The organism is Bifidobacterium moraviense, from assembly GCF_012932365.1.
Taxonomy (GTDB): Bacteria; Actinomycetota; Actinomycetes; order Actinomycetales; family Bifidobacteriaceae; genus Bifidobacterium; species Bifidobacterium moraviense.
Genome location: NZ_JAAIIH010000010.1, coordinates 67,360 through 93,099, shown reverse-complemented (window position 1 = coordinate 93,099; position 25,740 = coordinate 67,360). Strand labels below are relative to the sequence as shown.

Below are 25,740 nucleotides of genomic sequence, written 5' to 3'. Positions count from 1 at the left end.
CCGTGTTTTCTCGGAAACGGCGGACCGCAAACGATCCCAGCGAAAACCCGCCCCTGCGCTTACCGGTATTCATCACCATCGAGCAAACGAAGGCCCGGGTGTCCCAGAAAACGGCGGAATCTCAACGCGCCCGCCCGAAACCCGCCCCTTCGCTTGCCCGAAACCAACCGGCACGCGGCATCAATCGGCAAGCGAAGCGAGTCGGATGACGCGTGTGGCCTCTAGGCGCGGAGAACGAAGGCGTACTGCAGTACGTCGAGTTCTCCGCAACGACGAGGACACTCCGTCATCCGGCGAGCGTGAATTGGCTGTTGTAGAGGCGGGCGTAAGCCCCACCCTTCGCCAGCAGCTCGTCGTGCGTGCCGCGCTCGATGACGTCGCCGTGCTCCATGACGAGGATCATGTCGGCGTCACGGATGGTGGAGAGGCGGTGGGCGATGACGAACGAGGTGCGGCCGACGGTGAGCGCGTCCATGGCCTGCTGGATGAGCTCTTCAGTGCGGGTGTCGACGGAGGAGGTGGCTTCGTCGAGGATGAGGATGGGCGCGTCCTGCACCATGGCGCGGGCGATGGTGAGGAGCTGGCGCTGGCCGGCGGACAGGGCGGTGTTGTCGTCGAGGACGGTGTCGTAGCCGTGGGGCAGGGAGCGGACGAAGTGGTCGAGGCCGACGGCCTTGCAGGCGGCGACGATCTGTGCGTCGGTGACGCCGGGCTTGGCGTAGGCGATGTTCTCGCGCACGGTGCCGCGGAACACCCAGGTGTCCTGGAGGACCATGGAGAACTGGTCGTGAACGTTCCAGCGGGGCACGGATGAGGTGTCGATGCCGTCGATGGTGATGGTGCCGTCGGCGATGTCGTAGAAGCGCATGAGCAGGTTGACCATGGTGGATTTGCCGGCGCCGGTGGGGCCGACGATGGCGACTTTCTGTCCGGCCTTCACGGAGGCGGAGAAGTCGCGGATGACGGGCTTGCCGGGTTCGTATTCGAAGCGCACATGGCTGAATTCGACGTCGCCGCGCACGGGGACGTCGGCGCCGAGCAGCGCGGGCTTGTCGGTTTCGTCGGTCATTTCGGGTTCGTCGAGGAAGCCGAAGACGCGTTCGGATGCGGCGGCGCAGCGCTGGAGGTTCTGGAAGGCCTGCGCGAACTGGCTGAGCGGCTGGGTGAACAGGCGGATGTACATCATGAACGCCACGATGACGCCGAATTCGATCTGCCCGTCCATGGCGAGCGCGGCGCCCACCACGCACACGACGACGTACCCGAAGTTGCCCACGAAGTTCATGAGCGGCATCATGAGGCCGGAGAGGAACTGGCTTTTCCAGCCGGAGTCGTACAGGTCGGCGTTGTAGCGTTCGAAGCGGGCGATCGAGTCGGCTTCGCCGTTGTACGCCTTGACGATGAGGTGGCCGGAGTACATCTCCTCCACGTGCCCGTTGACGTCGCCGAGTGCCACCTGCTGCGCGGCGAAGTAGCGCTGCGAGACCTTCATGATGACCGCCATGATCGCGAATCCGACGAGGCTGGCGCCGATCGCGCACAGCGTCATGATGACGTTGTTGCGGAACATCATGACGAGCGCGCCCACGAACAGCGTGGCCGACGTGATGAGCGAGCCGAGCGACTGGCCGAGCGTCTGACCGATGGCGTCGACGTCGTTGGTGATGCGGCTGAGCACGTCGCCGTAGCTGACCTTGTCGAAGTAGCTCAGGGGCAGCTTGTTGATCTTGGCGCTGATTGCTTCGCGCAGGCGCTGGGCGGTGCGCTGGGTGACGTCGGCCATGATCCAGCTCTGCACGTAGCTGAGCAGCGCGTACGCCGCGTAGAGCGCCACGAGCGTCCAGCCGATGCGCGTGACCTCGCCGAAGTCGATGGCGCCCATGACGGGCTTGCCGTCGACGATGGCGGGCAGGCCGCGCACGATGGCGTTGGTCATGTCCTTGAGCTTGTCCGGCCCGATGATCTGGAGCACGGTGCCGGCGGTGCCGAGCACGAGCGCGATGATGATCGCGGGCGCGTACCGGCGGCAGAAGCGTACGAGCCGGCCCATGACGGCGCCGAAGTCCTGCGGCTTTTCCACGGCGGCGCCCATGGCGCCGGGACCGTGTCCCATCGGCCGCCGTGTCGTTGATTCTTGTGCCATTGATAAGTCCCTTTCTGTGTCTGTCTGTGCGACTCTGCGCGACTCCGTGCGACCGTCCGCGCCGTCCTACGCGGTCAGTTCGGCCTTGCTCAGCTGCGATTCGGCGATCTGCCGGTACACGTCGCAGGTCTCCATGAGTTCGCGGTGCGTGCCTTCGCCCACCACGCGCCCGTCGTCGAGCACGACGATGAGGTCGGCGTTCATGATCGTGCCGATGCGCTGCGCCACGATGAGCTTGGTCGTTCCCTTGGCGTGTTCGGCGAGCGCGTCGCGCACGGCGCGATCGGTGGCGAAGTCGAGGGCGCTGAACGAGTCGTCGAAGATGAGGATTTCCGGGTTGCGGTGGATGGCGCGCGCGATGGAGATGCGCTGTTTCTGGCCGCCGGACACGTTGGCGCCGCCTTGCGAGACGGCTGCGTCGAAGCCGCCGTCCATGCGTTCGATGAATTCGGTGGCCTGCGCCACGTCGGCGGCGGCGCGCACGGCGTCCATATCGGCGGCGGAGCCAGGATCGGCGTCATGCCGGTCGCCGTACGCCACGTTGCCGGCCACGGTGCCCTTGAACAGCACGGAGCGCTGCGGCACGTAGCCGATGCGGTCGCGCAGTGCCGTCAGATCCCAGTCGCGCACGTCCACGCCGTCCACGAGCACCTGTCCGCCGGTCGCGTCGTACAGGCGCGGCACGAGGTTGACGAGGCTGGTCTTGCCGGATCCGGTGGCGCCGATGAACGCGACGGTCTGGCCGGGCTCGGCGCGGAAGCTGATGTGCTCGAGCGTGTCCTCGCGCGCGTCCGGGTAGGCGAAGCTCACGTCGCGGAACTCGACCGTGCCCTTGGGCGTGGCTTCAGGCGCGGCAGCGACGTCGTTCGCGGCGGTGTTTCCCGTGAAACCTGTGCCGTCGGCGCGGTCGCGCACCATCGGTTCGGTGTCCAGCACCTCGAGCACGCGCTGGGCGGACACGTCGGCGCGCGGCCAGAGCACGAACACCATGCTCATGAGCAGGAAGCTCATGATGACCTGCACCGAGTAGCTGGAGAAGACGATCATGTTGGAGAACACGCCGAGCTTGTCCGTGGCCGCGGCGGCGTCGATGAGGTAGGCGCCGATCCAGTAGACCGCGAGCATCAGTCCGTTCATCACGCTGTTCATGAGCGGCATCATCACGGCCATCGCGCGGTTGGTGAACAGCTGCGTGTCGGTGAGGTCCTTGTTCGCGGCCGTGAACTTGGCCTCCTGCCAGTCTTCGGCGTTGTACGCGCGCACCACCTTGAGGCCGGTGAGGTTCTCGCGCGCGACGAGGTTGATGTTGTCGGTCAGGCGCTGCATCGCCTTGAATCGGGGCATGACGAGCGCCATGAGCACGACGATCGCGACGAGCAGCACCGCCGTGGCGATCCCGGTGGCGAGCGTCCATTCGAGGCCTTCGCCGGCGATCTTCGCCACGGCCCAGACGGCCATGATCGGCGACTTGACGATGAGCTGCAGGCCCATGGTGATGAACATCTGGATCTGCGTGATGTCGTTGGTGGATCGCGTGATGAGGCTGGCGGTGGAGAAGCGGCCCATCTCGGCGGGGCCGAACGATTCGACGCGCGCGAATTCGAGCGAGCGCAGGCGCTGGCCGAAGGACGCGGCCACGCGCGCGGCGATGAAGCCGGTCACGACGGCGCATGCCACCGAGCCAAGCGAGACGAGCAGCATCTTGCCGCCGGCGATCCAGATGTCGGCCATGGCGCTGCCGGGCGTCTCTACGAGCGTGGTGATGTGCGACATGTAGTCGGGCAGCTTGAGGTCGAACCAGACCTGTCCGACGATGGTGGCCAGCGCCACGAGCATCTGGACGATCTCCGATCCGGAGAGGTACTTCATGATGCGGAACATCGGCATCCTCCCTTTCTGATATTCGAATGATTACTTCCTAGTATTGAATTACTTACACTGTAAGACATTGGGCATGAGCACCCCACCACTCCGAGCCTCAGACGCCCTCCCCGTCATCCCGAGCGGAAAGCACCCCTTTCCCCGTCATCCTGAACGGAAAAGCACGTCCTTTCCCCGTCATCCTGAGCAAAGGCCATGCCCCTTTCCCCGGTCACCCTGAACGGAAAAGCACGTCCTTCACCCCGTCATCCTGAGCGAAGGGCGCAGCCCGAAGTCGAAGGATCCCTGACCTCTCACCCCGCCGAACGATCCCGCCGCTCGAACGCGGCCCTCACCTCCTCGGGCGTAGGTCTGGGGCGTCCGGGGCAGCAGATCGACATGTACGTGACGAACTCCTCAACCAGATCGACGAACTCGCGCGTGCGGCGCTCCCCCATCTGCGAGAAGATCCAGCCCATCGCCGAGCGCATCTCGTCGATGCCGCGACGCGCCTGCTCACGCCCGGCATCCGTGAGGCTCACGCGCACCATGCGCCGGTCGTCCGGATCCACGTCGCGCGTGATCAGCCCCTTCTTCTCCATCGATGCGAGGAGCGTGGAGACGCGGCCGGACGTCGCGTTGAGCGCCTCGGCCACTTGGGACGGCGTCAGCGTGCCGCGACGCAGCAGATCGTGCAGCACGAACGGCTCGCCGTGGCTGCCGCGGACCATCTCGCGCTGCATCTGCGAGCGACTGTTCTTCATGCAGTCCAGCAACGCCGTCACCGCATCCTGCTCGTATCCCATGCGCGCTCCTTTCGTCGACTGCAAAGTATCTTACACCCAAAGATAAATCACGCAAGCGACGCGCGTCGCACGACGCCGGTGTCGCATGATCGTTCCGCGACGCCGCACGTCACGTCCATGTCCGTCCAGCTCCGCACGATCGCCGCGCATTACCCCTCTTCCGGCAAGCGAACGCCCGGGTTTTCTCGGAAACGGCGGAATACCAACAGGCCGGACGGAAACCCGCCCCTTCGTTTGCCCAGACATCGTCATCCTGAGCGGAGCCCGCAGGGCGAAGTCGAAGGATCCTTGACCGACGGAAACCCCTCGAGGCAAGGCAAAGATCCTTCGGCTCCGGCCTACGGCCTCCGCTCAGGATGACAGAAGGACAGTCCCCGGCCGTCCGCACAGGATGACAGAAGGGCAGGCCGCCGCGCGGAAAGATAGGCCGCGGCGCCGCGCGGAGGACAGCCCTCATCCGATGCACCGCCCAGGATGACGGAAGGACAGGCCTGCTCGGTACGACGGAAGGACAGGCCTCGGCCGCTGCTCAGGCCTTGTACCCGAAGTTCGGGATCGCGGCCCAGCGGTCGCGCAGGAAGTGCGCCGCCATCTTGGGCTGACGGTCGCGCGTGAGGATGCCCTTGCGGTTGCCTTCCACGCGCATGGTGCCCTGGATGGTCACGAAGTCGGCGAAGTTCCACAGCTGCTCGCCGATGAACCACGGGCGCTTGTCGATCTCGGCGTCGATGCGCGCGAAGTAGTCGCGCTGGTACTCTTCGCTCCACATCTTGCCGTGGGTGCCGTGCACGCCTTCCATGGTGTCGGCGCCGTACTCGGTGAACATGACCGGCTTGCCGATCTTCTCCCACCAGTCGAGCTCCACGTTGAGGGCGTAGCAGGCCGCGTCGAGGTCGCCGGACAGGTTGTACCAGCCGTAGTAGCGGTTGAGGCACACCACGTCCATCGTGCGGGTGACGAGGTCCTTGGTGTAGTCGTTCTGGCAGCACACGATCGTGACCGGGCGGTTCTGCGGATCCTCGGCGTGCGCGAGCTCGTACAGCGGCGTGAAGTACTTGAGCGCGTTCTCGCTCTTCTCGCCGCCCTGGTCGTACCACGGCTCGTTGGCGAGCGACCACATGACCACGGACGGGTGGTTCTTGTCTCGCGAGATCATGTCCTTGATGACCTGCTCGTGGTGCTCGAACAGCGGCTTGTTGGTGTACTGCGGCCAGCTCATGCCCACGGCCGGGGTCTCGTCGATGATGACGATGCCTTCGCGGTCGCACAGGTCGTACATGTTCTCGGCGTACGGGTAGTGCGACGTGCGGAACGAGTTGGCGTTGAGCCAGTGGATGAGCGAGACGTCCTTGACGTTGAGCAGCTGGTCGGTGCCGCGGCCGTGGAAGTAGCTGTCCTCGTGCTTGCCGAAGCCCTTGAAGTAGAACGGCTTGCCGTTGATGAGGAACTGCTGGTCCTTCACCTCCACGGTGCGGATGCCGAAGGTCTGCTCGTACTCGTCGGCGCCGTCGCCCTCGCCGAGGGTGACGTGCGCGGCGTACAGGTAGGCGGCGCCGGGGTTCCACAGGTGCGCGTCCTCGAGGGCGATCTCGCCCTGTGCGCCGGAGGCGGTGGCGACCACGTTGCCGAACTCGTCGAGGATCTCCACGCGCACGGCAGCCGGATCGGCGTCCGGGCCGGCCAGCGTCACGTCGTAGCCCACGACGGCCGGGCCGGTCTCGCTCTCGCCCAGACCCTCGGTGACGGACTTGGTGACGAACGCCACATCCGCGATGTGGTTCAGCGGGGTGGTGTAGAGCTCCACGTGGCGGTTGAGGCCCGCGAAGTTGAAGAAGTCGAAGTTCGGGCGGTTCTGCGGCTTGGCGTAGCGCTTGCCGGCCTCCACGGACGGGATGCCCGCGTTGTCGGAGCCGAAGAACGCCACGTTGCCCTCGTTGCCGATGGGCAGGGTGGACTGGTTGATGCGGTTGTCCACGGCCACGGTGAGCAGGTTGTCGCCGGCCTTGAGCGCATCGGTCACGTCGAACTCGAACGGCAGGAAGCCGCCCTTGTGGCTGCCGAGCTTCTCGCCGTTGAGGTAGACGTCGGCCGCGTGGGTGGCGGCGTCGAAGCGCAGCACCACGCGCTGGCCGGCGATGGCGCGGGCCGGCAGGGAGAAGGTGCGCTGGTAGACCACCCAGCCGTAGGTCTCGTAGAGGTCGACCAGGTCGTTCTGGTCGTTGTAGGATCCGGGCACCGCCATCGGGATGGCGTCGGGCAGGGCCTCGCCGATCCATTCGCTCGGATAGTCCTCCTCGCCGGCGGTACGGAAATCCCATACGCCGTCAAGGCTGAACACCAGACGGGCATCGTTCGACTGCGGGTAGAGCATCGTGCGTTTCCTTCCACTTCCTCGACAGCATTGTCTCTGTACGCACCATGATACACGCACTTTCGATCAGGTTTGAACACTTTCCGTCAAAAAGGGTCATTTTTTTCATGCACTCAGCACAAGGGACCCGAGTTCTGAGTGTGTGCCCCGGGAAGACGCCCCCGCGCACCGATCCACGCCACCCCGACAATCGGCGGAATTCCGCCGATCTTCACGCCCGCCCGAACCGCGGAGACGCCGCCTCCTGCGAGAAGGGGCACTCAGAAGTCGGAACCCGACTTCTGAGTGCCCCATTCGATCAGACCGATCAGCTCGATCAGCGGCGTGCCGCGTCACGCCGCGCCACGCGATGCGTCACGCGCGGGCCGGCCGCGCCTTCCGCCGCTCGCGCAGCAGGCAGTACCCGCCGAACGCCGCCAGCCACACCAGACCGGCCGTCGCGGAACCGCGCGTGTCGGCCGCCAGGAACAGCGTGCAGTAGATGAACACGAAGAACGCCAGCGCCAGCGTGTTCGTCACCTTCCACGCCGGCATCACGAAGCCGTCGGGCATGAAGTCCGGCGACTCGCGGTAGCGGCGGTGCGCCAGCATCGTGAGGATGTAGATGAAGATGAACACCGCGGAGGACGCGGACGCGAACAGCACGAACAGGCTGGAGACCTTCGGGAACGCGTTGATGATCGGCGAAAGCACCACAAGGCCGGCGGAGATGAGGATCGCGCGCGCCGGCACCTTGTGCTCGGACACGGTGGCGATCCGCCGCACGCGCGGGTTGCTCGACTCCCCCGTGAGCTGGAACAGGTGGCGTCCGGCCGAATACAGCAGCGAGTTGAGCGCGGACGACGCGGCGGTGATCACCACGAAGAACACGAGCGCGCTCGCCCAGTTGAGGCCCGCATACTGGAACACCATGATGAACGGGGACGCGAAGGAGCCGTCCGCGTTCGGCTGGAACGTGCGCCACGGCACGATGAGCATGATCGCCAGCAGCGCGCCCACGTAGAACACGAGCACGCGCACGATGAGCTCGTTGACGGCCTTGGGCAGCACCTGCCGCGGGTTCTCGGTCTCGGAGACGGTCACGCCCACGAACTCGATGAGCTGGTAGGCGAAGAACACCATCTGGAAGCTCATGAGGAACGCCATCCACCCGTTCGGCGCGATGGAGAAGCCGTCCGTGATGTTGGCGAGCCCCGCCTGCCCGGCCGGTCCCACCTGGTCCATGCCCTGGATCCTCACGGACGGATAGTGGTATCCGATCACCACCATCACCACCGCGGTGACGATCATCGCCACGATCAGCGTGATCTTGATCATCGAGAACCAGAACTCCACCTCGCCGAACACCTTGACGGCGATGAGGTTCACGGACGTGAGCACCACGAGGAAGCACAGCTCGATGAGCCATTTCCACGCGGTGAGGTCGATGCCGAACGTGTCGAAGAACGTCACGAAGTACGTGGACACGGCGGTGATCTCGGTCATGCCGAGCAGCACGAGCGCCAGCCAGTACGTCCATCCGGCGAAGTGCCCCCAGCCCCTGCCGAGGTACTTGGTGATGAAGTTGATGAACGTGTGCTGGCTCGGGTCCTTGTACATCATCTCGCCGATGGCGCGCATGAGCAGGAACATGATCGCGCCCACCGCGATGTACACGAACACGATGGACGGGCCCGTGAGGCTGATCGACTTGCCGGAGCCGAGGAACAGGCCGGTGCCGATCGTGCCGCCGATGGCGATGAACTGCACATGGCGGTTGTTGAGGCCGCGGGCCATCTGGTTGGCCGCGTCGTCGGGCGCGCCCACGCCGGATGCCGCGGAATCGGAAGCTTTCGTCTGAGACATAGTTGGTCATTGTAACCGGGCGTATGCCGCGCGATGTTTCCGCGCTACTCCACCGACTTGAGCGAGCTGACCGGGTCGATGCGGTCGAGCGCCGGATTGGCGAGCAGCTGCACCAGCATCGAGAACGCCAGCGTGGCCGCCGCGGCGATCGCGTAGCTCGACGGCCTCACCTCCACCTCGAAGTACAGTCCGGACATGTCGATCGCCGCCGTGAGCAGCCCGCCCACCACGCGCCCCAGCGGCAGTCCCGCCGCGATGCCCATGAGCGTGAGCGCGGTCATCTCCTTGTTCACGTACAGGTGCACCTCGCGGTCGAAGAACCCGAGCACCTTGAGCGTGGCCATCTCGCGCACGCGCTCGGACACGTTGGTGCTGGCGAGCGTGAAGAGCACCACCACGGCCAGCAGTCCGGCGAGCAGCGTGATGAGCGCCACCACCGCGCCCATGAGGTCGAAGCTGAAGTTGCGTTCCATGTCGTCGCAGCTCATGGCGCGCAGCACGTCCGGGTCCTCCTCGAGCGCGGCGACGTAGGCGATGCGGGCGTCGGCGTCGCCGGAGAGTGTGGCGAACGCGGCGTTGGGCGTGACGGCCGACGACGCGGCGTCCGATGTGCCGCCCGGCGCGCCGCCCAGCAGGCTGCGGTACAGCGACTCGCGCATGTAGACGTTCGATCCGATGAGGTTGCGCGTCACCGCCGTCACGGTGGTCTGCGCGCGACGCCCCTGCCCGTCCGCCACGGTGACGGTCTGCCCGTCGCGGATGCCGAGCGCGTTGACGGCCGACTGCTCCGCGATCACGCCGTCGGCGCCGACGGCGTCGTCGCCCAGCGAAACCGTCCCGCGGTCGCCCTCCGCGCGCGCGAGCGTCACCATGTCGCCCAGCCGTCCGGCGTCCGCGTCCGGCACCACCACGAGCTGGATCGCCCCGCTCGCGCCGGCGTCGTTGGTGATCTCGCCGCTTTCGATCCGCACGCGCAGCGTCTCCGTGGCGCGACCGTCGTCCGCGAGACGCCGGAACATCGCGTCGGCCGTGTCGTCGCCGGAGACGACGAGCGCGTCGTAGCGGTACAGGTCCTCGTACTGCCGCGGCCCCAGCGTGGCCACGGTGTCGTTGATCGCCAGCCCGCACACGATGAGCGCCGTACACCCCGCCACACCCAGCACGGTCATGATCAGCCGCGACTTGAAACGGAAGATGTTGCGCACCGTCACCTTGTTGAGGAAGCTCAGCCGCCGCCACACCGGACGCACGCGCTCGAGCAGGATGCGCGCGCCGGCGCGGGGCGCCCTGGGACGCATCAGCGCGGCCGGGGTCTGGCGCATCTCCCCCGCGCACGCCGCCAGCGTGGCGCCGAGCACGCCCGCCACGAACAGCGCGACGCCGAACGAGCCCATGCCCCAGTCGTATTCGAGGCGCACGTCCGGCACCATGTACATCTCGTCGATCACCAGCCGCAGGAACGCCGGAATGCCCAGGAACCCCACCAGCAGGCCGAGTCCGCCGCCGATCAGGCACGCCAGCAGCGCGAACAGCAGGTAGCGCTGCGCCACCGCCGCGCCGCCGTAGCCGAGCCCCAGATAGGTGCCGATCAGCCCGCGGTCCTCCTCCACCATGCGCGTCATGGCGGTCAGGCTCATGAGCGCGGCCACGAGCAGGAACACCACGGGGAACGCGCGTCCGATCGACTCGATCGAGCTCAGGTCGGAGTCGAGCGCGTTGAAGCCGCCGATGCTGCTGCGCGTCTGCACGTACCAGCGCGCCTGCGCGATGTCGGCGATCTGTTGCTGTCGTCTGGCGAATTCGGCGTCCGCGTCCGTGCGTCTGGAGGCGAGCTCGGCGCGCGCCTCGTCCAGCTTGCCCTGTCCCTCGGCGAGCTGGGTCTCGCCGTCCGCGACCTGCCGCAGCCCGTCCTCGATCTGGTGCCTGCCGTCGGCGAGCCGGGCGGCCTGGGATTCGAGCTCGGCCGACCGGCGTTCGAGTTCGGCGGACTGCTCGTCGAGCGCGGCCTGCTGCGCGTCCAGTTGCCGTTCCGCCGTCTGTGTCTCCTGCTCCTTGGCGGTCAGCTGGGCGTCCTGCGCGTCCAGCGCGGTCTCCTGCTGCGCGATCGCGTCGAGCTGGGCGCGCAGGGCGTCCGCGGCGGAGTCGTCCTGTGCGGCCTGCGTGGTCTGCGTGGCCTGCGCGAGCTGCGCGAGCTGCTCCTCGATTCGCGCGCGGGCCTGAGCGAGCTGCGCCCTGCCGGCATCCAGCTGCGCGCGGGCGTCGGCGAGCTGCGCCTTGCCGGCGTTCAGCTGCTCGCGCGCGGCATCGAGCTGACGTCGTCCGTCCGCGATCCGATCGCGCCCGTCCCTGATCTGCGTGCGGCCGGAGGCGATCTGCCGCTCGCCGTCCCGCAGTTCGGCCTGTCTGGATTCCAGCTGCGCGCGCGAATCGGCGAGCGTCCGGCGGTTGGCGTCCAGCTCGGTCTGGCTGGCGTCGAGCTGCGCGGCCGCGTCGTCGAGCTGCGCGTAGGCGTCGGCCTTGGCGTCGTCGAGCCTGCGCTGCGCCGCGTCCACGAGCGTCTGCCGACGCGCCTCCTGCCGGTCGGTCTGCACGGTGTCGCGGATGCGGTCGGCCACGGCCTTCACGGTGGCGTCGTAGCGGTCGGAGAACGTGTCCAGCGCAGCGGCGCCGTCCACGGTGAGGCTGATCGAGGTGTACGTGGCGCCGGTCACGCCGTCGGACGACGCGAAGAAGGCATAGTCGCTGGCGGCGTTGTTGCGGAAGTTCTTGCCCGCGTAGCCGTAGGGGTTGCTCAGATCGGCGGGGTCGAGCACCACGCCCACGATGACGAGGTCGGTCGGGAAGCGCGGCGTGGAGCCGACGCCGTCCGCGTCATCGGCGGCATCGGCTGCGTCGGCGGAGTCCTCGGCATCGGCATCGTCGTCCGCGTCGTCCGGCGTCGCGACGATCGCGTCGCCGATCCCCAGCCCGCTGTCCTTGATGAACTTGTCCGTCACGGCCACCTCGCCGGCCGCGGACGGCATGCGCCCGCTCTCGAGCCGTGGCATGTTCAGCCCCTCCGCGCCGAGCTCGCCGATCGTCGCGCGCTTCTGCGAGCCGCCCACGCGCACGGTCACGTTCTGCGAGCGCTCCGGCTGCACGGTCCGCACGCCCTCCACCGCGCGCAGCGCCTCCACGTCGCCATCGTCGAGGCCCAGCGTGGAAAGCACCTGAATGTCCATGAGGCCTTGCGCGTCGTAGAAGCGGTCGGCGGCCAGGAACGTGTCGCGGCAGCCGGCATAGATGCCGGTGAGCACGGCCACGCCGAGCAGGGAGATCATCGCGATCGACGCGAACCGCTTCCACGCGCGCAGCCATCCGCGCAGCATGTCCCTGAGCATCGCCCGGTTCATCGTCGGCCTCCTTTCCCGCGCCGCCTGTCCGTCATGTCTGTGTTGTTCTTCGTGCCGCCGCTCGGCTGCCGTCGTTCTCCGCGCCGATCGCCGCGGCGTGCGTTCACCACTCGATGTCCGCCACCGGCACCGGCGCCGCGTTGTCCTCCTGCGCCGTCACGCGCCCCGAGCGGAAGCGGACCACGCGGTCGGCCATCGGCGCGATCGCCGAGTTGTGCGTGATGATCATCACCGTCATGCCCTGTTCGCGCGCCACGTTCTGCAGCAGGCGCAGCACGTCCTTGCCGGTCTCGTAGTCGAGCGCGCCGGTCGGCTCGTCGCACAGCAGCAGCTTCGGTTTCTTCGCCAGGGCGCGCGCGATGGACACGCGCTGCTGCTCGCCGCCGCTCAGCTGCGCCGGGAAGTTGTCCATGCGGTCGGCGAGTCCCACCTTGGCGAGCGTCTCCGCCGGGTCGAAATGGTCTGGGCAGATCTGGCTGGCCAGTTCCACGTTCTCCAGCGCGGTGAGGTTGGGCACGAGGTTGTAGAACTGGAACACGAATCCCACGTCCGTGCGGCGGTAGGCCACCAGATCGCGCTTGCGCAGCCCCGTCACGTCGCGCCCGCCCACGATCACGCGCCCGGACGTGGCCGTGTCCATGCCGCCCAGAATGTTGAGCGCCGTGGTCTTGCCGGCGCCGGATTGCCCCAGGATGATCGTGAGATGCCCCTGATCGGCGGTGAAGCTCGCATCGTCCAGCGCGCGGATCGGCGCGGCGCCGGACGGATACTCCTTGACCACGTGGTCGAACTCGATATACGCCACCGCGCGCCTCCCGCCTGCCGTACCGCTGCTACGATTTCAGTGAACCAACACTCTGTCGGTTTCGCAACCAACAGTCGGTTTCGAGAATGTGGGTTTGCGCCGCATCCGACGTGATGCCCGCCGCACGCGAAAGGACACCCCATGGCCAAGGCACTCACCGAAAGCCGCCGCACCCGCTACACGCGCCAAGCCATGAGCGACGCGCTCATCGACCTGTTGCGCGACCATCCGCTGTCCTCCATCAGCGTCACGGCCCTGTGCGAACGCGCCGACGTGAACCGATCCACGTTCTACGCGCACTACGATGCCATCGCGGACCTGCTGCAGGACATCGAAGACGACACGATGGCATGGGTCACGGGAGCGCTCGACCGCATCACCGCCAGGCCCGATCCAAGTGCCATCGAAGACGACATCGCGCGCATCTGCCGCTACATAGCCGACAACCGCCGTCACCTGCAGGTGCTCATGAGTCAGAAGGCAGGCATCGATTTCCCGGAGCGGCTGCTCGGGCTCGTCTATGGGCGCAGCGTGATCGCCGAACGCATGGGCGCCGGCTCGCTCGGCGACAGCGAAGCCGATCGCCGCATGCATTTCGTCGTCTCCGGCAGCATCGGGCTGATCCGTCACTGGATGGACACCGATCTCGGCGACCCGCCCGAAGCGGTGGCCCACACGATCTTCACGATGGCCCTGCCGACCATCATTCCCCTCACCGCGTCCGCCGCCGCACCCGCCGCATCCGCCGCACATTGAGCACTGACGCACGCGCCGCACGCGCCGGCCGTACAATGCCTCTGTTGCGCGCATCGGCGGCGATCCGCCGACGACCCGATCGCCGGCCGTCCGCCTGTGCGCACCGGAAGACGAAGAAAGAAGAACACATGAGCAGCAAGCATGAAACCGACGACGTGCCGGTGCCGGCCACGCTCCGCAAATCGCTGAAGAACCGCCACATCCAGCTCATCGCGCTGGGCGGCGCGATCGGCACGGGCCTGTTCTACGGCTCCAGCGAGTCGATCGCGCTGGCGGGTCCGTCCATCCTGCTGGCCTATCTGATCGGCGGCCTCGCGATCTTCATGATCGTGCGCGCCCTGAGCGAGATGTCGGTGGAGGATCCGAAGGCGGGCGCGTTCAGCTACTACGCCACGCGCTACTGGTCCAAGCGCGCCGGCTTCATCTCCGGCTGGAACTACTGGTTCAACTACATCCTCGTGTCCATGGTGGAGCTCGCCGTGGTGGGCTCGTTCGTGAACTACTGGTTCCCCGCGATCCCCACGTGGGTGTCCGCCGCGGCGTTCCTGGTGATCATCACGCTGGCGAACCTGCTGGGCGTCTCGAAGTTCGGCGAGTTCGAGTTCTGGTTCGCGATCATCAAGATCGTGGCCGTCATCGCGATGATCGTCGGCGGCCTTGCCGTGATCGTGTTCGCGCTGCCCACCGATTCGGGCGCCAAGGCGTCGTTCGCGAACTGGTTCGACCTCGGCGGATTCTTCCCCAACGGGCTCATGCAGCAGACGTCCGACGGCTCGTGGACCGGTCTGCTCATGGCGCTCGTGGTGGTGATGTTCAGCTTCGGCGGCACCGAGCTCATCGGCATCACCGCAGGCGAAACCGCCGATCCGCGCACCACGATCCCCCGCGCCACCAACGACATCATCTGGCGCATCCTCGTGTTCTACATCGGCGCGCTCGGCGTGATCATGGCCGTGGTGCCGTGGAACGCGATCGACGGCGAATCCAGCCCGTTCGTGCAGATCTTCGACTCCGTGGGCGTACACGCGGCCGCCGGCATCCTCAACTTCGTGTGCCTCACCGCCGTGATGAGCGTCTACAACTCCGGCCTGTACGCGAACTCGCGCATGCTGTACTCGCTGGCCAAGCAGGGCAACGCGCCCGCGTATCTGGGCAAGCTCAACGCGCACGGCGTGCCGGTGGCGGGCGTGCTCACGTCCGCAGTGATCACCGCGCTGGCCGTGGTCGTGGTGTTCCTGTGGCCCGAGTTCGCGTTCAACTACCTGATGTCGATCGCCACGATCGCCGGCATCATCAACTGGACGATGATCATGATCACCGAGATGCACTTCCGTCGCGTGGTGGCTGCGGGCAAGGCGCCCGAAGACACCGAGCTGGCCGGCAAGTCCGGCGCGGAGGCGCTTGACGCGATCCACTTCAAGCTGCCGTTCGCGCGCGTCACCCCGTGGGTCGTGCTCGCGTTCCTGGCGCTCGTGGTGGTGCTCATGTGCTTCTCCGCCAGCTACCGCGTGGCCGTGATCGCCGGCGTGATCTGGCTGGCCGTGCTGTTCGCCGCATACCAGCTCACGCAGGCCCGCAAGTAGGGCGGACGGCCCTTCCCTTCCTCTGGCGGCAAGGCGCTTCGGGTGGCACGTCCTCACACGCGTCACCCGAAGCGCCTTTTTCACGTTCCCCACTGTCACGCGGGCCGTACTGCATGCCCCCTACCGTCACGCGGGCCGTTGCGCCCCATTGCCGCGCGTCATGCGTCACACGGTCATGCGTTACACGCCCCGCACGTCACCGGGAGCGCCCTTCACGTCACGCGGAGCGGACGCTCCCAGTGACATCAAACCCAAAAACGTTGAAATTCCAACCTTTCGACGATACCCGTCACTGGGAGCGTCCGCTCCGCGTGACGCAGTAGGCGCTCCGCGTGACGCACTCATGTAGCCGAGGGCGACATTGGCGACGCGCAAGACCTTGCGAACGCATGGGATGCCGTCCCTCCCCCGGCTCAGGTCACATTCGACCACATCGGCGCTCCCGACCACATTCGACCACAGGTGTTCCGCAATGTTGCCACGAACGTCGTGCATCCCGTACGCTCGGCGCATGACGCACCGATTCGATTCCCCCGCTTCCTTCACGCCGCCAGCCGATCCCCTGAAGTATGACGCTGCCTTCGAGCACAACGTGCCGCGCGACTATCTGGCGGCATCACTGGCCCGACAGCAATTCGCCATGCTCGAGGCATGTCACGGCCATCTGGCGCGAACCACCACGTCACGGCCCCTGATATATACGGGGATGACCGCATTGACGCTGTGCCGCATCGAGCTTCCCCATTGTCCCCGACTGCAGCGCAAGACGTTCCATGTGCTCTATGACAAGCGAACGCATAGGCCCGATCGAGACGACACCGGCTATCTTCGTCTGCCCGAAGCGCTACGGACGCATCGCCCCGTCACGTTGATCCATCGGGACCGCGAAATCGTCTGCACGCATCCGTTGGTGACATGGGCGATGCTTGCCGCATGGCTGTCGCTCACCGAGGTCATAACATTGCTGGACGCGATCCTGCGCGCCGATGCCCGCGTGGCGAATCGAGGAGAAGACAGTCGCATGTCCCTTGACGACATATCGTCATTTCTCAGCCCCCTGGGCACATTCCCGGGACGTAAGAAATGTGTGCAGTCGCTGCAGTTCATTTCCACTGTCACGGATTCATCCATGGAATGCCGGACACTGCTGGCGTTGCTGCGTGAGGGGCTGCCACCTCCGGTGCCGCAATGGAGCACCTTCGTACCATCGCTTGGCCAAACCGTCACGACGGACCTTGCATATCCGGAGAGCAATGTCGTCATCGAATATGACGGCGATGCGCATCGTCAGGATAAAAGGCAATACCGCAGGGATGCCCGCAAACGGCAGGCCATGCAAGCCGATGGGCTCACCGTCATCGTGGTGTTCGCCGACGATATCCTCACGGATCGCGGTCGCGCTCTCTTCGCGCAACGCGTCGCCGAAGCGTTGGGCATCGATCCTCCCGGCGTGCCGCAGCCCGAGTACGAGGCCCTGCTGGACGATGACCGTCGGCGCGAGGCCAGAGATCGTCAAAGGCGATACCGCGCCAAGGAACGGACCAAAGGCCGACGCGTCTGACGGCCGCGAAATTCACGGAACGGCAAACAGTTGTCAGGAACGACACGGCCGCGCCACATCGTCACGTCCCATGGTCACATCACAGCACCACAGCGACGCATCGCCGCGTCATCACGCCGCTGGAAACGCCTCTGCGTCACTGGGAGCGCCACCTGCGTCACGCGGAGCGGACGCTCCCAGTGACGCAATGCCCCAAAACGTTGAAATTCCAACCTTTCGACGATGCCCGTCACTGGGAGCGTCCGCTCCGCGTGACGTATCAGGCGCGCCGCGTGACGCAGGTGGCGCGCCGCGTGACGTGTCAGACGCAGACGGCACCACACAGCCAGCGCCGGCACGCGGATGGGTGATACGACGAAGGCCGCCGCTCCGAACGAATCGGAACGGCGGCCTTGCGCAGGTCGATCGGCGCCCGGACGGCCCGATGATCAGACGATCGGGCTCACCGGACTCAGGTCAGGCTCACTGAACCTGGGTACGCGCGATCTGGCCGTTGAAGGACTGGGCCTCGTCGGCGTCCTTGACGCCCTGGTTGTTCCAGGAGAACATGGCGCGCAGCTTCGGGCCGACGGTCTCCAGGTGCGGGTGGGAGAACTTCTCCTGCAGGGCCTTGAACTTCGGGGCGCCAGCGGCCTGGTCGTCCATGAACTCCTTGGCGAAGGAGCCGTCCTGGATGCGCTTGAGCTGGTACTCCATGCGCTTCTTGGTCTCCTCGTTGATCACGGTGCAGGTGTAGTCGCCGTACTGGGCGGTGTCGGAGCAGGACCAGCGGGCCTTGTTCAGGCCGCCCTCGTTGGCCAGGTCGACCAGCATCTTCAGCTCGTGGAACACCTCGAAGTAGGCGATCTCCGGCTGGTAGCCGGCCTCGGTCAGCACGTCGAAGCCCATGTCGCACAGGTGGTTGATGCCGCCCATGAGGACGTTCTGCTCGCCGAAGAGATCGGTCTCGGTCTCCTCCTTGAACGTGGTCTTGATGGCGCCGGCGCGCAGGGCGCCGAGGGCCTTGGCGTAGGCGAGGGTGATCTGCCAGGCGTCGCCGCGCGGATCCTGCTCGACGGCCACGACGACCGGGACGCCACGGCCGGCGGCGTACTCACGACGCACGATGTGGCCCGGGCCCTTCGGGGCGACCATGAAGATCGGGTGATCCTCGGACGGCTTGATGTAGCCGTAGTGGATGTTGAAGCCGTGGGCGAAGGCCAGGGCGGTGCCCGGCTTCCAGTTCGGCTCGATGTCGTTCTTGAAGATCTTGGCCTGGTACTGATCGGGGGCCAGGATCATGATGATGTCGGCCTCGGCGGCGGCCTCCGGCACGGACTTGACCTCGAGGCCCTGCTCCTTGGCGAACTCGACCGACTTGGAGGTGGGGCGCAGGCCGACGACGACGTCGACGCCGGAGTCGCGCAGGTTCAGCGCGTGGGCGTGGCCCTGCGAGCCGTAGCCGATGATCGCGACCTTCTTGCCTTCGAGGACGGAGAGATCGCCATCGTTCTCGTACCAGATTTGTGCTGCCATGCTTGGCACTCCTTCAATGTGTGTTGGGGGGAACTGTGTTGTTGGCCCTATGTGTGGCGGCTTGCGCCGTATGGTCTCTTTCGCGCGGATTTTGTCCTCACAAACCAGAGCCCATCCTACCGGAAACATTGCCGTAACAAGGCCCCGTTCCACTACTTGGAAGCCTTGGCGCGCAACGGCGGAACGTCCGTGCGGGCGCCCTGCCGGAGCGATGCGCGGAGAGCGGATCGCCGATCGGGACATCGGACGCGCGCGACGCGGTCGCGGCACGCGATGCAGTGGAGCGATGCGCCGTTCACCCACGGCGCCGGGTTGAGTTATACGAAAAAGCCCCGCCGATCAAAGCAGGGCCGTCAAGGATTTTGTCCGCTGACCCTGCTTCGTTGGCGGGGCACAGCTACTTGCAGATGCGCCGATCAGTCCGCCAACGACGACGGGATAATAATTCGCGCCAGCAGCAGGCTGACGACGGTGGGGGCGGACGCTTCGGCGATGCCGCGGAACCCTGTCATCATGGCGAACCTCCTTTCGCATGCGATGGCGGACGCGCCCGGTCGGGCGGATCCGATGTCCGTGACTGTAGCCGACGGCGGCCGGAGGCGATCCCGGAAGGTCCGCATAATGGACGCCCTCCCGGACATCGCCGCCGGTCGCATCAGACGCGGATCACCACAGGTCGGCCGCGCGTCCCTGCAGACGCAGCACCGATTCGAGCAGGAAGTAGTCGGCGTAGACGATCGGCACGTGGATGCGGCCCTCGTGGTACTTGTCGGAGCACAGCTGCACCAGACCGTCGCGCGACGGATCGAAGTCGCATGCCTTGTCCGTCACGGCCTTGAGGATCAGCATCGCCCACTGGCGGTAGAACGCGCGCTCGGCCTCCGGCACCAGCTCGGCGAGCTCGATCAGCCCGTCGGCGGCCACGCAGGACGCGATCGCGTCGAACACCTTCGGCTCCGCGGGCTGGCGGAAGTCCACCAGCGCAATGCCGCCCGTCAGCGCCACCTGCGCGCAGAAGTAGTGCGCGATGCGCTTGGCGGCGTCCAGATAGCGCTCGTCGCCGGTGTGGCGGTACGCGCGCGCGAACCCGAACACGCCCCACGCCTGGCCGCGGCTCCAGCTCGACCCGGCCGCGTAGCCCTGCCCGGCCGGCGCCTCCTGGAACTCGCCGGTGAGCGGATCGAAGCACACGATGTGGTTGCACGAGCCGTCCGGACGCACCACGTTCGCGAGCATCGTGTCCGCGTGCTGGCGCGCCACCTCGGCGAAGCGCGGGTCGCCGGTCTCGTCCGTGGCCCAGAACAGCAGCGGGATGTTCATCATCGAGTCGACGATGGCCCACCCCTCGCGTCCGAGCTCGTTCCACGCGCGGATGAAGCGTCCCACCGGGTTGAAGCGGCCGGCGAGCACCGTGGCCACGTGCAGGCCGCGCGTGCGCGAGCGCTCGTTGCGCGTGAGCCTCCAGTCGGCCACGGCGGACAGCAGCCACAGGAAGCCCACGTCGTGGTCGAGCTTCTCGTAGGCGCTGATCACGTCGTCGAGCGTGGTCTCCTCGATGATGCGCGCGGGTGTCATGTAGCTGGGGTCGCCGGTGGCGTGGAACATCTGCCACAGGATGCCGGGCCAGAAGCCGTTCGTCCACCAGCCGGGGAACACCTCGGCCATGTTCTCCTCATACGTGCCGTTGACCGCGATGTACGGGATGCGCGAGCCGATGCGGTCGCGCTCGGCGGCGAACTTGGCCTCGAGTCTGGCGGCCACGCCCGCCGCCCACGCGGCGTCCTCGGGGGGAAGCTGATCGCTGATTGACGTGCCCATGTTGTCCTTCTCTCTCCTCGGCGAGTACGGGCGGATGCGGAGGGACAGGCGGCGCGACCCCTGTGCGGGCGCGCCCGTCCCCGCGTCTACGGCCAGTGTACTGGAGACGCCGCCCCTCGCCGTCTCCGCCGCTCCCGCGGCCCGGCGCCGATCCAGCCGATCCGCGCCGCTTCTACCGGCGCACCGCGCCCACGGCGCTGATGGCGAACGCCTCGCAGACCACGGTCAGCGCGATCGACGCCACGAACACCCACGCGTAGCCGCCGTGTCCCACGGCCAGCGCCGCGCCGGCCGCCGTGGCGCCGATCACCGTGCCGAGCATCCCGGCCGCGCCCAGCGTGCCCGTGGCGCGTCCGGCGTCGCGCGGGTCGGGCAGCACGGCCGTCACCAGCTCCTGGCCGAGCGCGTTGAACAGGCTGAACCCGAATCCGGACAGTCCCGCGAACAGCAGCAGGCCGAGCACGTTCGGCAGCACGAGCGGCAGCAGTGCGGCCGCCGCCACGAGCACCGCGGCCACGAGCGTCGGCGCCCACGCGCCCATGCGCTCGGCCAGCGGACCGGACGCGAGCGCCGCAGCCATCGACGCCACCAGCGCGACCACGCCCATCCACGCCAGCAGCATCGCCGCGTCCTTCGACGCCGCCGCATCGTCGCCCGCGCCCCCGAAGACGCCGAACTTCGCGATGTAGAACGTCACGATCGTCACGCAGCCCATCGCCGCGGCCATGAACGCGCGTGACCAGAACACGCGGCGGAACCCGGGCGCCCAGGACCGCAGACGCAGCGCCGCGAACGCATCGCCGGTCGCGTCGCGCGGCAGGCTCATCTCCACGCTGGACTTCTCGCGCGGCCAGATCGCCACCGCCGCCACGCCGGACAGCGCCAGCAGCACGGCGCCCCACGCGAGTCCCAGCGGCGCATCGCCCACGAACAGCACGCCGAACCAGCCGCCGAGCATCTGCCCCACGGCGAGCGCGGTGCCGTACCAGGCGTCGGCGGAGGCGCGGAACTTGTCCGGCACGCGGTCGGACATCGCGCTCACCAGCGGGCCGAGCAGCACGCCGTAGCAGCCCTGCAGCACGCACCACAGGATGACGACGAACACCGCGGAGCTGGCTGCGCCGTACAGCGCGCCGATGCACCACATCAGCAGACCGGAGAGCAGGCCGCCGGCGATGATCCACAGACTGCGTCGGCCGAACTTGCTGTGCGTGGCGTCGGACGACGCGGCGAAGAAGTTGCGCGACAGGTACGCCGCGACGGCGCCGAGCGCGTTGAGCACGCACAGGGCCGCGGCGGCGGAGGCGTGGTCGATCATGTCGAGCATCTGCGGCATCAGCGCGCCGGTCACGCCGGCCCACGGCACGGCGCCCAGCACGGCGGCGGCCACGAAGCCGAGCTTGAGGCGCAGCACGTCGGTTCTGCCGGGGCGCGTGCCGTCGGCGGCGACCATCGGGTCGCGCATGTCCATGAACGCGGACTGCGGGTCCGGCACGGCGGCGTCGATGGTGGCGGCGGCCACGGCGGGTGCGGATTCGGTGACCAGTCGCGTGGACTGGGTGCCCGACTGGTCGGCGGTGGGGTCGATGGAGCTCTTCGGCAGGCGCACGGCGAGGCGCGCGATGGCGGCCTTGTCCTCGGCGGTGAGCGTCTTGTCCGGGTCCGGGCGGTCGTCGATGCCGGGGCGGACGTACACGTCGCCGGGCATGACGAAGCGGCGCGGCTGCGGCTGAGGCTGCGTCGATTGCGGCTGCGGTGCCTGCGGCTTCGCGGCGGGGCGATCGGCGTTCTCCTCGCGCGGCGCGGACTCGTGATCTGCGGGTTCGTGGTCTGCTGATTCGCGGACCGCGGGTTCGTGGTCTGTGGTCATGGTGCTCCCCTCGTTCGGCGTTCCTGACGGATGCGCGATCTCCTGTTCCTTCCGTATCGCGAGGCCAAGCCTAGGAAGCGAATCAGACAGCGCATACGCGAAAGCGGGGCCCCGACCATGACGGCCGGAGCCCCGCGGAGGGGATCAGGGATTCAGGGGAAGATCAGGAGGAGGTCACTTCACGTTCTTGATGCGCATGATCAGGAACGCGGCCACCAGCACCAGCACGATCGCCACCGGGAAGATCCACATGTAGTTCTGGCCGGAGATGACCACCACGATGGAGCCGAGCAGCGAGCCGAGCACCGTGCACAGCGTGTTCGCGAGGTTGAGGATGCCCAGATCCTTGCCGGCCTCGTCCGGGTTCGGCAGCACGGACACGTTGAGCGCCTGGTCGATCGCGTTGTACACGCCGTAGCCGAAGCCGGCGATCGCGGCGAACAGGTACATGCCCATCGCGCTCGGGATGAGCCACGGCATGAGCACGCCCACGGCGTACAGGCAGCTGGCGATGGCGACCGGCACCTTGCGCATGCCGATCCTGTCGGTCAGCGGGCCGGCCACGAGCGCGGCCACGAGCGAGACGACCAGCGTGATCGTGGCCATGACGGCGATGATGTTCGCGGCCTCGTCCGCCAGCGCCTGCTCCTTGAGGCCGGAGCCGGCGAGCGTGTAGTACTTGACGATGTACAGCTGGTACATGACGATCATGTTGTAGCCGGCCATCATCATCGTGCGGCCGAAGAGCGCGTAGTAGAAGTCGGGCGCGTTCTTGGGCGGACGGAAGCTCATGAGCAGCATCTTGGCGCTGAACGGCTCGCGAGGCAGGTCGCGGCTGGACTTCTCGCGCGGCCACACCACCACGGTGATGATGCCGATGAAGCCGAACACGCACGCGGCCATGACGAAGCCGGTGCTCAGGCCGGCGGCCTTGATGACCTGCGCGCCCACCAGGGAGCCGAGCGTCTGGCCGCAGGCGATGCCGGCGCCGTAGAAGCCGGAGATCGTGCCGCGCACCTTGTCCGGCACGCGGTCGGACATCGTGGCGACGAACGGGGCGAGCATCACGTTGTAGCCGAGCTGCATGCCGCACCAGGCCACCATGATCACCGCGTGGGAGTGCGTGGCGCCCAGCAGCAGCGCGCACAGGCCGGTGACAACGCCGCCGGCGATGATCCACGGGGTGCGGCGGCCGAAGCGGGAGCGCGTCAGGTCGGAGAACGTGCCGAAGATCACGTTGGCGAGCAGGGCCACCACGGAGCCGGCCGCGTTCAGCGCGCCGATCATCGCGTCGCGCGAGGCGGCGTCGATCTGGTCGAGCAGCTCGGGCAGGATCAGCGAGCTCAGCGCCACCCACGGGATCGCGCAGGCCACGGCGGAGAGCGTGAAGCCGACGCCGAGGCGGATGATCTCGGCCTTGGTGGGGCGGTGGCCGTCGGCGGAGACCATCGGGTCGCGCAGGTCGTTGAACGCGGAGTTGAGGTCGGGCGCGGCGGCGTCCACGGTGGACACCGCGGTGGCGATGTTCGCGTTGCGCGCCTGCGCCGCGGCCACGGTCGACTCGGACGGGTCGGCCTCGATGGTCTTGGTGGCGGTGGGCTTCATGGCCAGTCGCTCGACGGCCTTCTTCTGCTACGGCGTCAGCGCCTTGTCGTAGTCCGGACGGTCGTCGATGCCCGGGCGGACGAACTTGTCGTCTTTCATGTTGTGCTCTTTTCGGTTGGGATGTCGAAAACGTCTGAATGGTCGAAAACGTCCGGTGCGAGGCTCAGGCCACGGTCGGCGGGTCGTTGAGCAGGTCGCGGGTCTCGTGCTCGCCTGCGGCGTCGGTCCAGGACAGCGTGGCGACCGGCGTCTCGTTGTCCGCGCCCATGCCGAGCGACGGCTCGAAGGTGAGCGACGCGGCGGTCGTCTCGCCCTTCCAGCGGAACGTGATCGCCTTGCCGTCCTCGCTCAGCTCGTACGAGAACTCGCCGTCGAACGCGTCGAGCCCGTTGCGCAGCTTCGCCAGCGCGTTGAGCGCCCTGACCACCGGACGCGCGAGGTTCTCGTCCACCTCGGCCGTGGAGTAGTAGTGGCGGTTGATGTCGCGGCCGTTGTTGGTGCGGCGCAGCAGCTCCATGTCGTTCACGCCGGCGAGCGCGCCCACGTAGTACACCTGCGGCACGCCCGGCAGGAAGAACTGCACGGCGCGGGTGGCAAGGTAGTGCTGGTCGTTGCGTCCGAGCGCGGAGTAGTACGTGCTGTTGACCTGGTAGAGGTCGAGGTTGGACGCGGCGGCGCCGGTGGCGGCCTGCGATTCGCCGTTGGTGTTCGCGTGGATGGTCTTGACCAGGTTGTCCACGTCCTCGTCGGGGATGAGGCCCTTGAGGCTGCGGTCGAGCTGGTCGGAGCCGATGTCGATCACGCCGATGCCGTCGTGCGTGTCGAGCACGGTGACGGCGTTGTTCGGGCGGATCTCGGTCCACGCGGCAAGCGGCCTGACGTCGCCGGAGAACACGGAGTGCAGCAGCAGCGGGGGCAGCGCGAAGTCGTACACGCGGTCCACCTTGGACGCGATCTCCACCTGCTTCTTGTAGTACGAGTGCACCTCGATGAGGATCTCGAGGCCGCGCTTGACGCCCTCCTCCCTGAGGCGCGAGATGAGCTTGAACGTCTTGGGCGTCATGAAGCAGCTGGTGCCGGCCTCCTTGGCGCCGTAGCCCACGGCGTCGAGACGGATGTAGCTGACGTGGCTGGCGGCCATCTGGTCGAAGATGGACATGAGGTATTCCCAGCCCTTGTCCGAATCGGTGTCGATGTCCACCTGCTGCGGCGTGAAGCTCACCCACACGAGGCGCGTCTTGCCGGCGAACTTGTAGTGCGTGAACGGCAGGCCCGGACGCGGACGGTAGATGCCGGCGAGGTCCGCCTCGGTGGCGCCGTTGGGGAACACGGAGCTCATGGTGAGGAACATCGGGTAGTACTCGGATTCCTCGCCCTTGGCGAGCACGTCCTGGAACTGCCTGGACTCCCAGCTCATGTGGTTGACGATCGCGTCCACCATGATGTCGTGGGTGCGGCTGAGCTCGGCGACGTCGTCCCACGAGCCGAGGCGCGAATCCACCTTCGTGTGGTCGATCGGATCGAAGCCGGCGTCGGCGCCGTCGAACGGCGTGAAGAACGGGAGGATGTGCACGCCGTCGTAGACGCCGTCGAAGCGCGTGCGCAGGATGTCGGTCATGGATTTGATGGTGCCGTCGCCGAGGCGGTCGGCGTACGTGATGAGCTGGACCTTGTTCTTCATGGAGAACTCCTTCGTTTCCCTGGTTTCCCTGATTTCCTTGGCGGTTGCGCACCGGCCGTGCGGGGCGTCGCGTCGGCGTCCGCGGTGCGGCTCTGTCCTTGCCGCGCCCCGATCGTCGTCGTTGCCGTC

15 protein-coding genes are annotated in these 25,740 nt (G+C 67.1%); 3 read left to right on the top strand and 12 right to left on the bottom strand.

All coding sequences use genetic code 11. The annotated features are described in order from the left end of the window. Nucleotides 1-286 precede the first annotated feature (286 nt). The 7 genes from G1C96_RS07135 to G1C96_RS07105 form a co-directional block, all read right to left on the bottom strand. Nucleotides 287-2,113 carry an ABC transporter ATP-binding protein gene (locus G1C96_RS07135; RefSeq protein WP_417852178.1) on the bottom strand — a complete coding sequence of 609 codons (1,827 nt, stop codon included), beginning with the start codon at nucleotides 2,111-2,113 and terminating at the stop codon, nucleotides 287-289. Nucleotides 2,114-2,209: 96 nt separating this feature from the next. After that, nucleotides 2,210-4,024 (bottom strand): ABC transporter ATP-binding protein, encoded by a 1,815-nt coding sequence (locus tag G1C96_RS07130; RefSeq protein ID WP_169275896.1) that lies wholly within the window; start codon nucleotides 4,022-4,024, stop codon nucleotides 2,210-2,212. 293 nt (nucleotides 4,025-4,317) lie between these two features. Then, complete coding sequence (locus G1C96_RS07125; RefSeq protein WP_169275895.1) at nucleotides 4,318-4,809, bottom strand: MarR family winged helix-turn-helix transcriptional regulator; 492 nt, start codon at nucleotides 4,807-4,809, stop codon at nucleotides 4,318-4,320. A gap of 529 nt (nucleotides 4,810-5,338) precedes the next feature. Next, the gene (gene uidA, locus G1C96_RS07120) at nucleotides 5,339-7,180 is read right to left on the bottom strand and encodes a beta-glucuronidase (protein WP_169275894.1); all 1,842 of its coding nucleotides are present in this window, start codon (nucleotides 7,178-7,180) and stop codon (nucleotides 5,339-5,341) included. 354 nt (nucleotides 7,181-7,534) lie between these two features. Then, complete coding sequence (locus tag G1C96_RS07115; RefSeq protein ID WP_169275893.1) at nucleotides 7,535-9,025, bottom strand: amino acid permease; 1,491 nt, start codon at nucleotides 9,023-9,025, stop codon at nucleotides 7,535-7,537. A 44-nt stretch (nucleotides 9,026-9,069) separates the two neighbouring features. After that, nucleotides 9,070-12,417: an FtsX-like permease family protein gene (locus G1C96_RS07110; protein ID WP_240945147.1), complete on the bottom strand. Its 3,348-nt coding sequence runs from the start codon at nucleotides 12,415-12,417 to the stop codon at nucleotides 9,070-9,072. 103 nt (nucleotides 12,418-12,520) lie between these two features. Then, a complete protein-coding gene (locus tag G1C96_RS07105) occupies nucleotides 12,521-13,222 on the bottom strand; it encodes an ABC transporter ATP-binding protein (protein WP_169275892.1) in 702 nt (233 codons plus the stop codon). Nucleotides 13,223-13,363: 141 nt separating this feature from the next. Between G1C96_RS07105 and G1C96_RS07100 the strand changes: the two genes are divergently transcribed. The 3 genes from G1C96_RS07100 (at nucleotide 13,364) to G1C96_RS07090 (ending at nucleotide 17,122) form a co-directional block, all read left to right on the top strand. Next, nucleotides 13,364-13,978, top strand: coding sequence for a TetR/AcrR family transcriptional regulator (locus tag G1C96_RS07100; RefSeq protein ID WP_169275891.1), 615 nt, complete (start codon nucleotides 13,364-13,366; stop codon nucleotides 13,976-13,978). Between the two features lie 128 nt (nucleotides 13,979-14,106). After that, entirely contained in the window at nucleotides 14,107-15,561 is a 1,455-nt protein-coding gene (locus G1C96_RS07095; protein WP_169275890.1) for an amino acid permease, read from the top strand. A 511-nt stretch (nucleotides 15,562-16,072) separates the two neighbouring features. After that, on the top strand, nucleotides 16,073-17,122 hold the full coding sequence (locus G1C96_RS07090; protein WP_240945146.1) for an endonuclease domain-containing protein: 1,050 nt from the start codon (nucleotides 16,073-16,075) through the stop codon (nucleotides 17,120-17,122). 462 nt (nucleotides 17,123-17,584) lie between these two features. On the opposite strand, the gene ilvC is transcribed toward G1C96_RS07090, so the two are convergent. From ilvC to gtfA, 5 genes are all read right to left on the bottom strand, one after another. Then, entirely contained in the window at nucleotides 17,585-18,637 is a 1,053-nt protein-coding gene (gene ilvC / locus G1C96_RS07085; RefSeq protein WP_169275889.1) for a ketol-acid reductoisomerase, read from the bottom strand. A gap of 666 nt (nucleotides 18,638-19,303) precedes the next feature. Continuing rightward, nucleotides 19,304-20,455: a glycoside hydrolase family 88 protein gene (locus tag G1C96_RS07080; protein WP_169275888.1), complete on the bottom strand. Its 1,152-nt coding sequence runs from the start codon at nucleotides 20,453-20,455 to the stop codon at nucleotides 19,304-19,306. Nucleotides 20,456-20,627: 172 nt separating this feature from the next. Further along, nucleotides 20,628-22,325: an MFS transporter gene (locus G1C96_RS07075; RefSeq protein ID WP_169275887.1), complete on the bottom strand. Its 1,698-nt coding sequence runs from the start codon at nucleotides 22,323-22,325 to the stop codon at nucleotides 20,628-20,630. Nucleotides 22,326-22,499: 174 nt separating this feature from the next. Beyond that, nucleotides 22,500-23,930: an MFS transporter gene (locus tag G1C96_RS07070; protein ID WP_240945145.1), complete on the bottom strand. Its 1,431-nt coding sequence runs from the start codon at nucleotides 23,928-23,930 to the stop codon at nucleotides 22,500-22,502. Between the two features lie 163 nt (nucleotides 23,931-24,093). Beyond that, the gene (gene gtfA / locus G1C96_RS07065) at nucleotides 24,094-25,611 is read right to left on the bottom strand and encodes a sucrose phosphorylase (protein WP_169275886.1); all 1,518 of its coding nucleotides are present in this window, start codon (nucleotides 25,609-25,611) and stop codon (nucleotides 24,094-24,096) included. Nucleotides 25,612-25,740 lie beyond the last annotated feature (129 nt).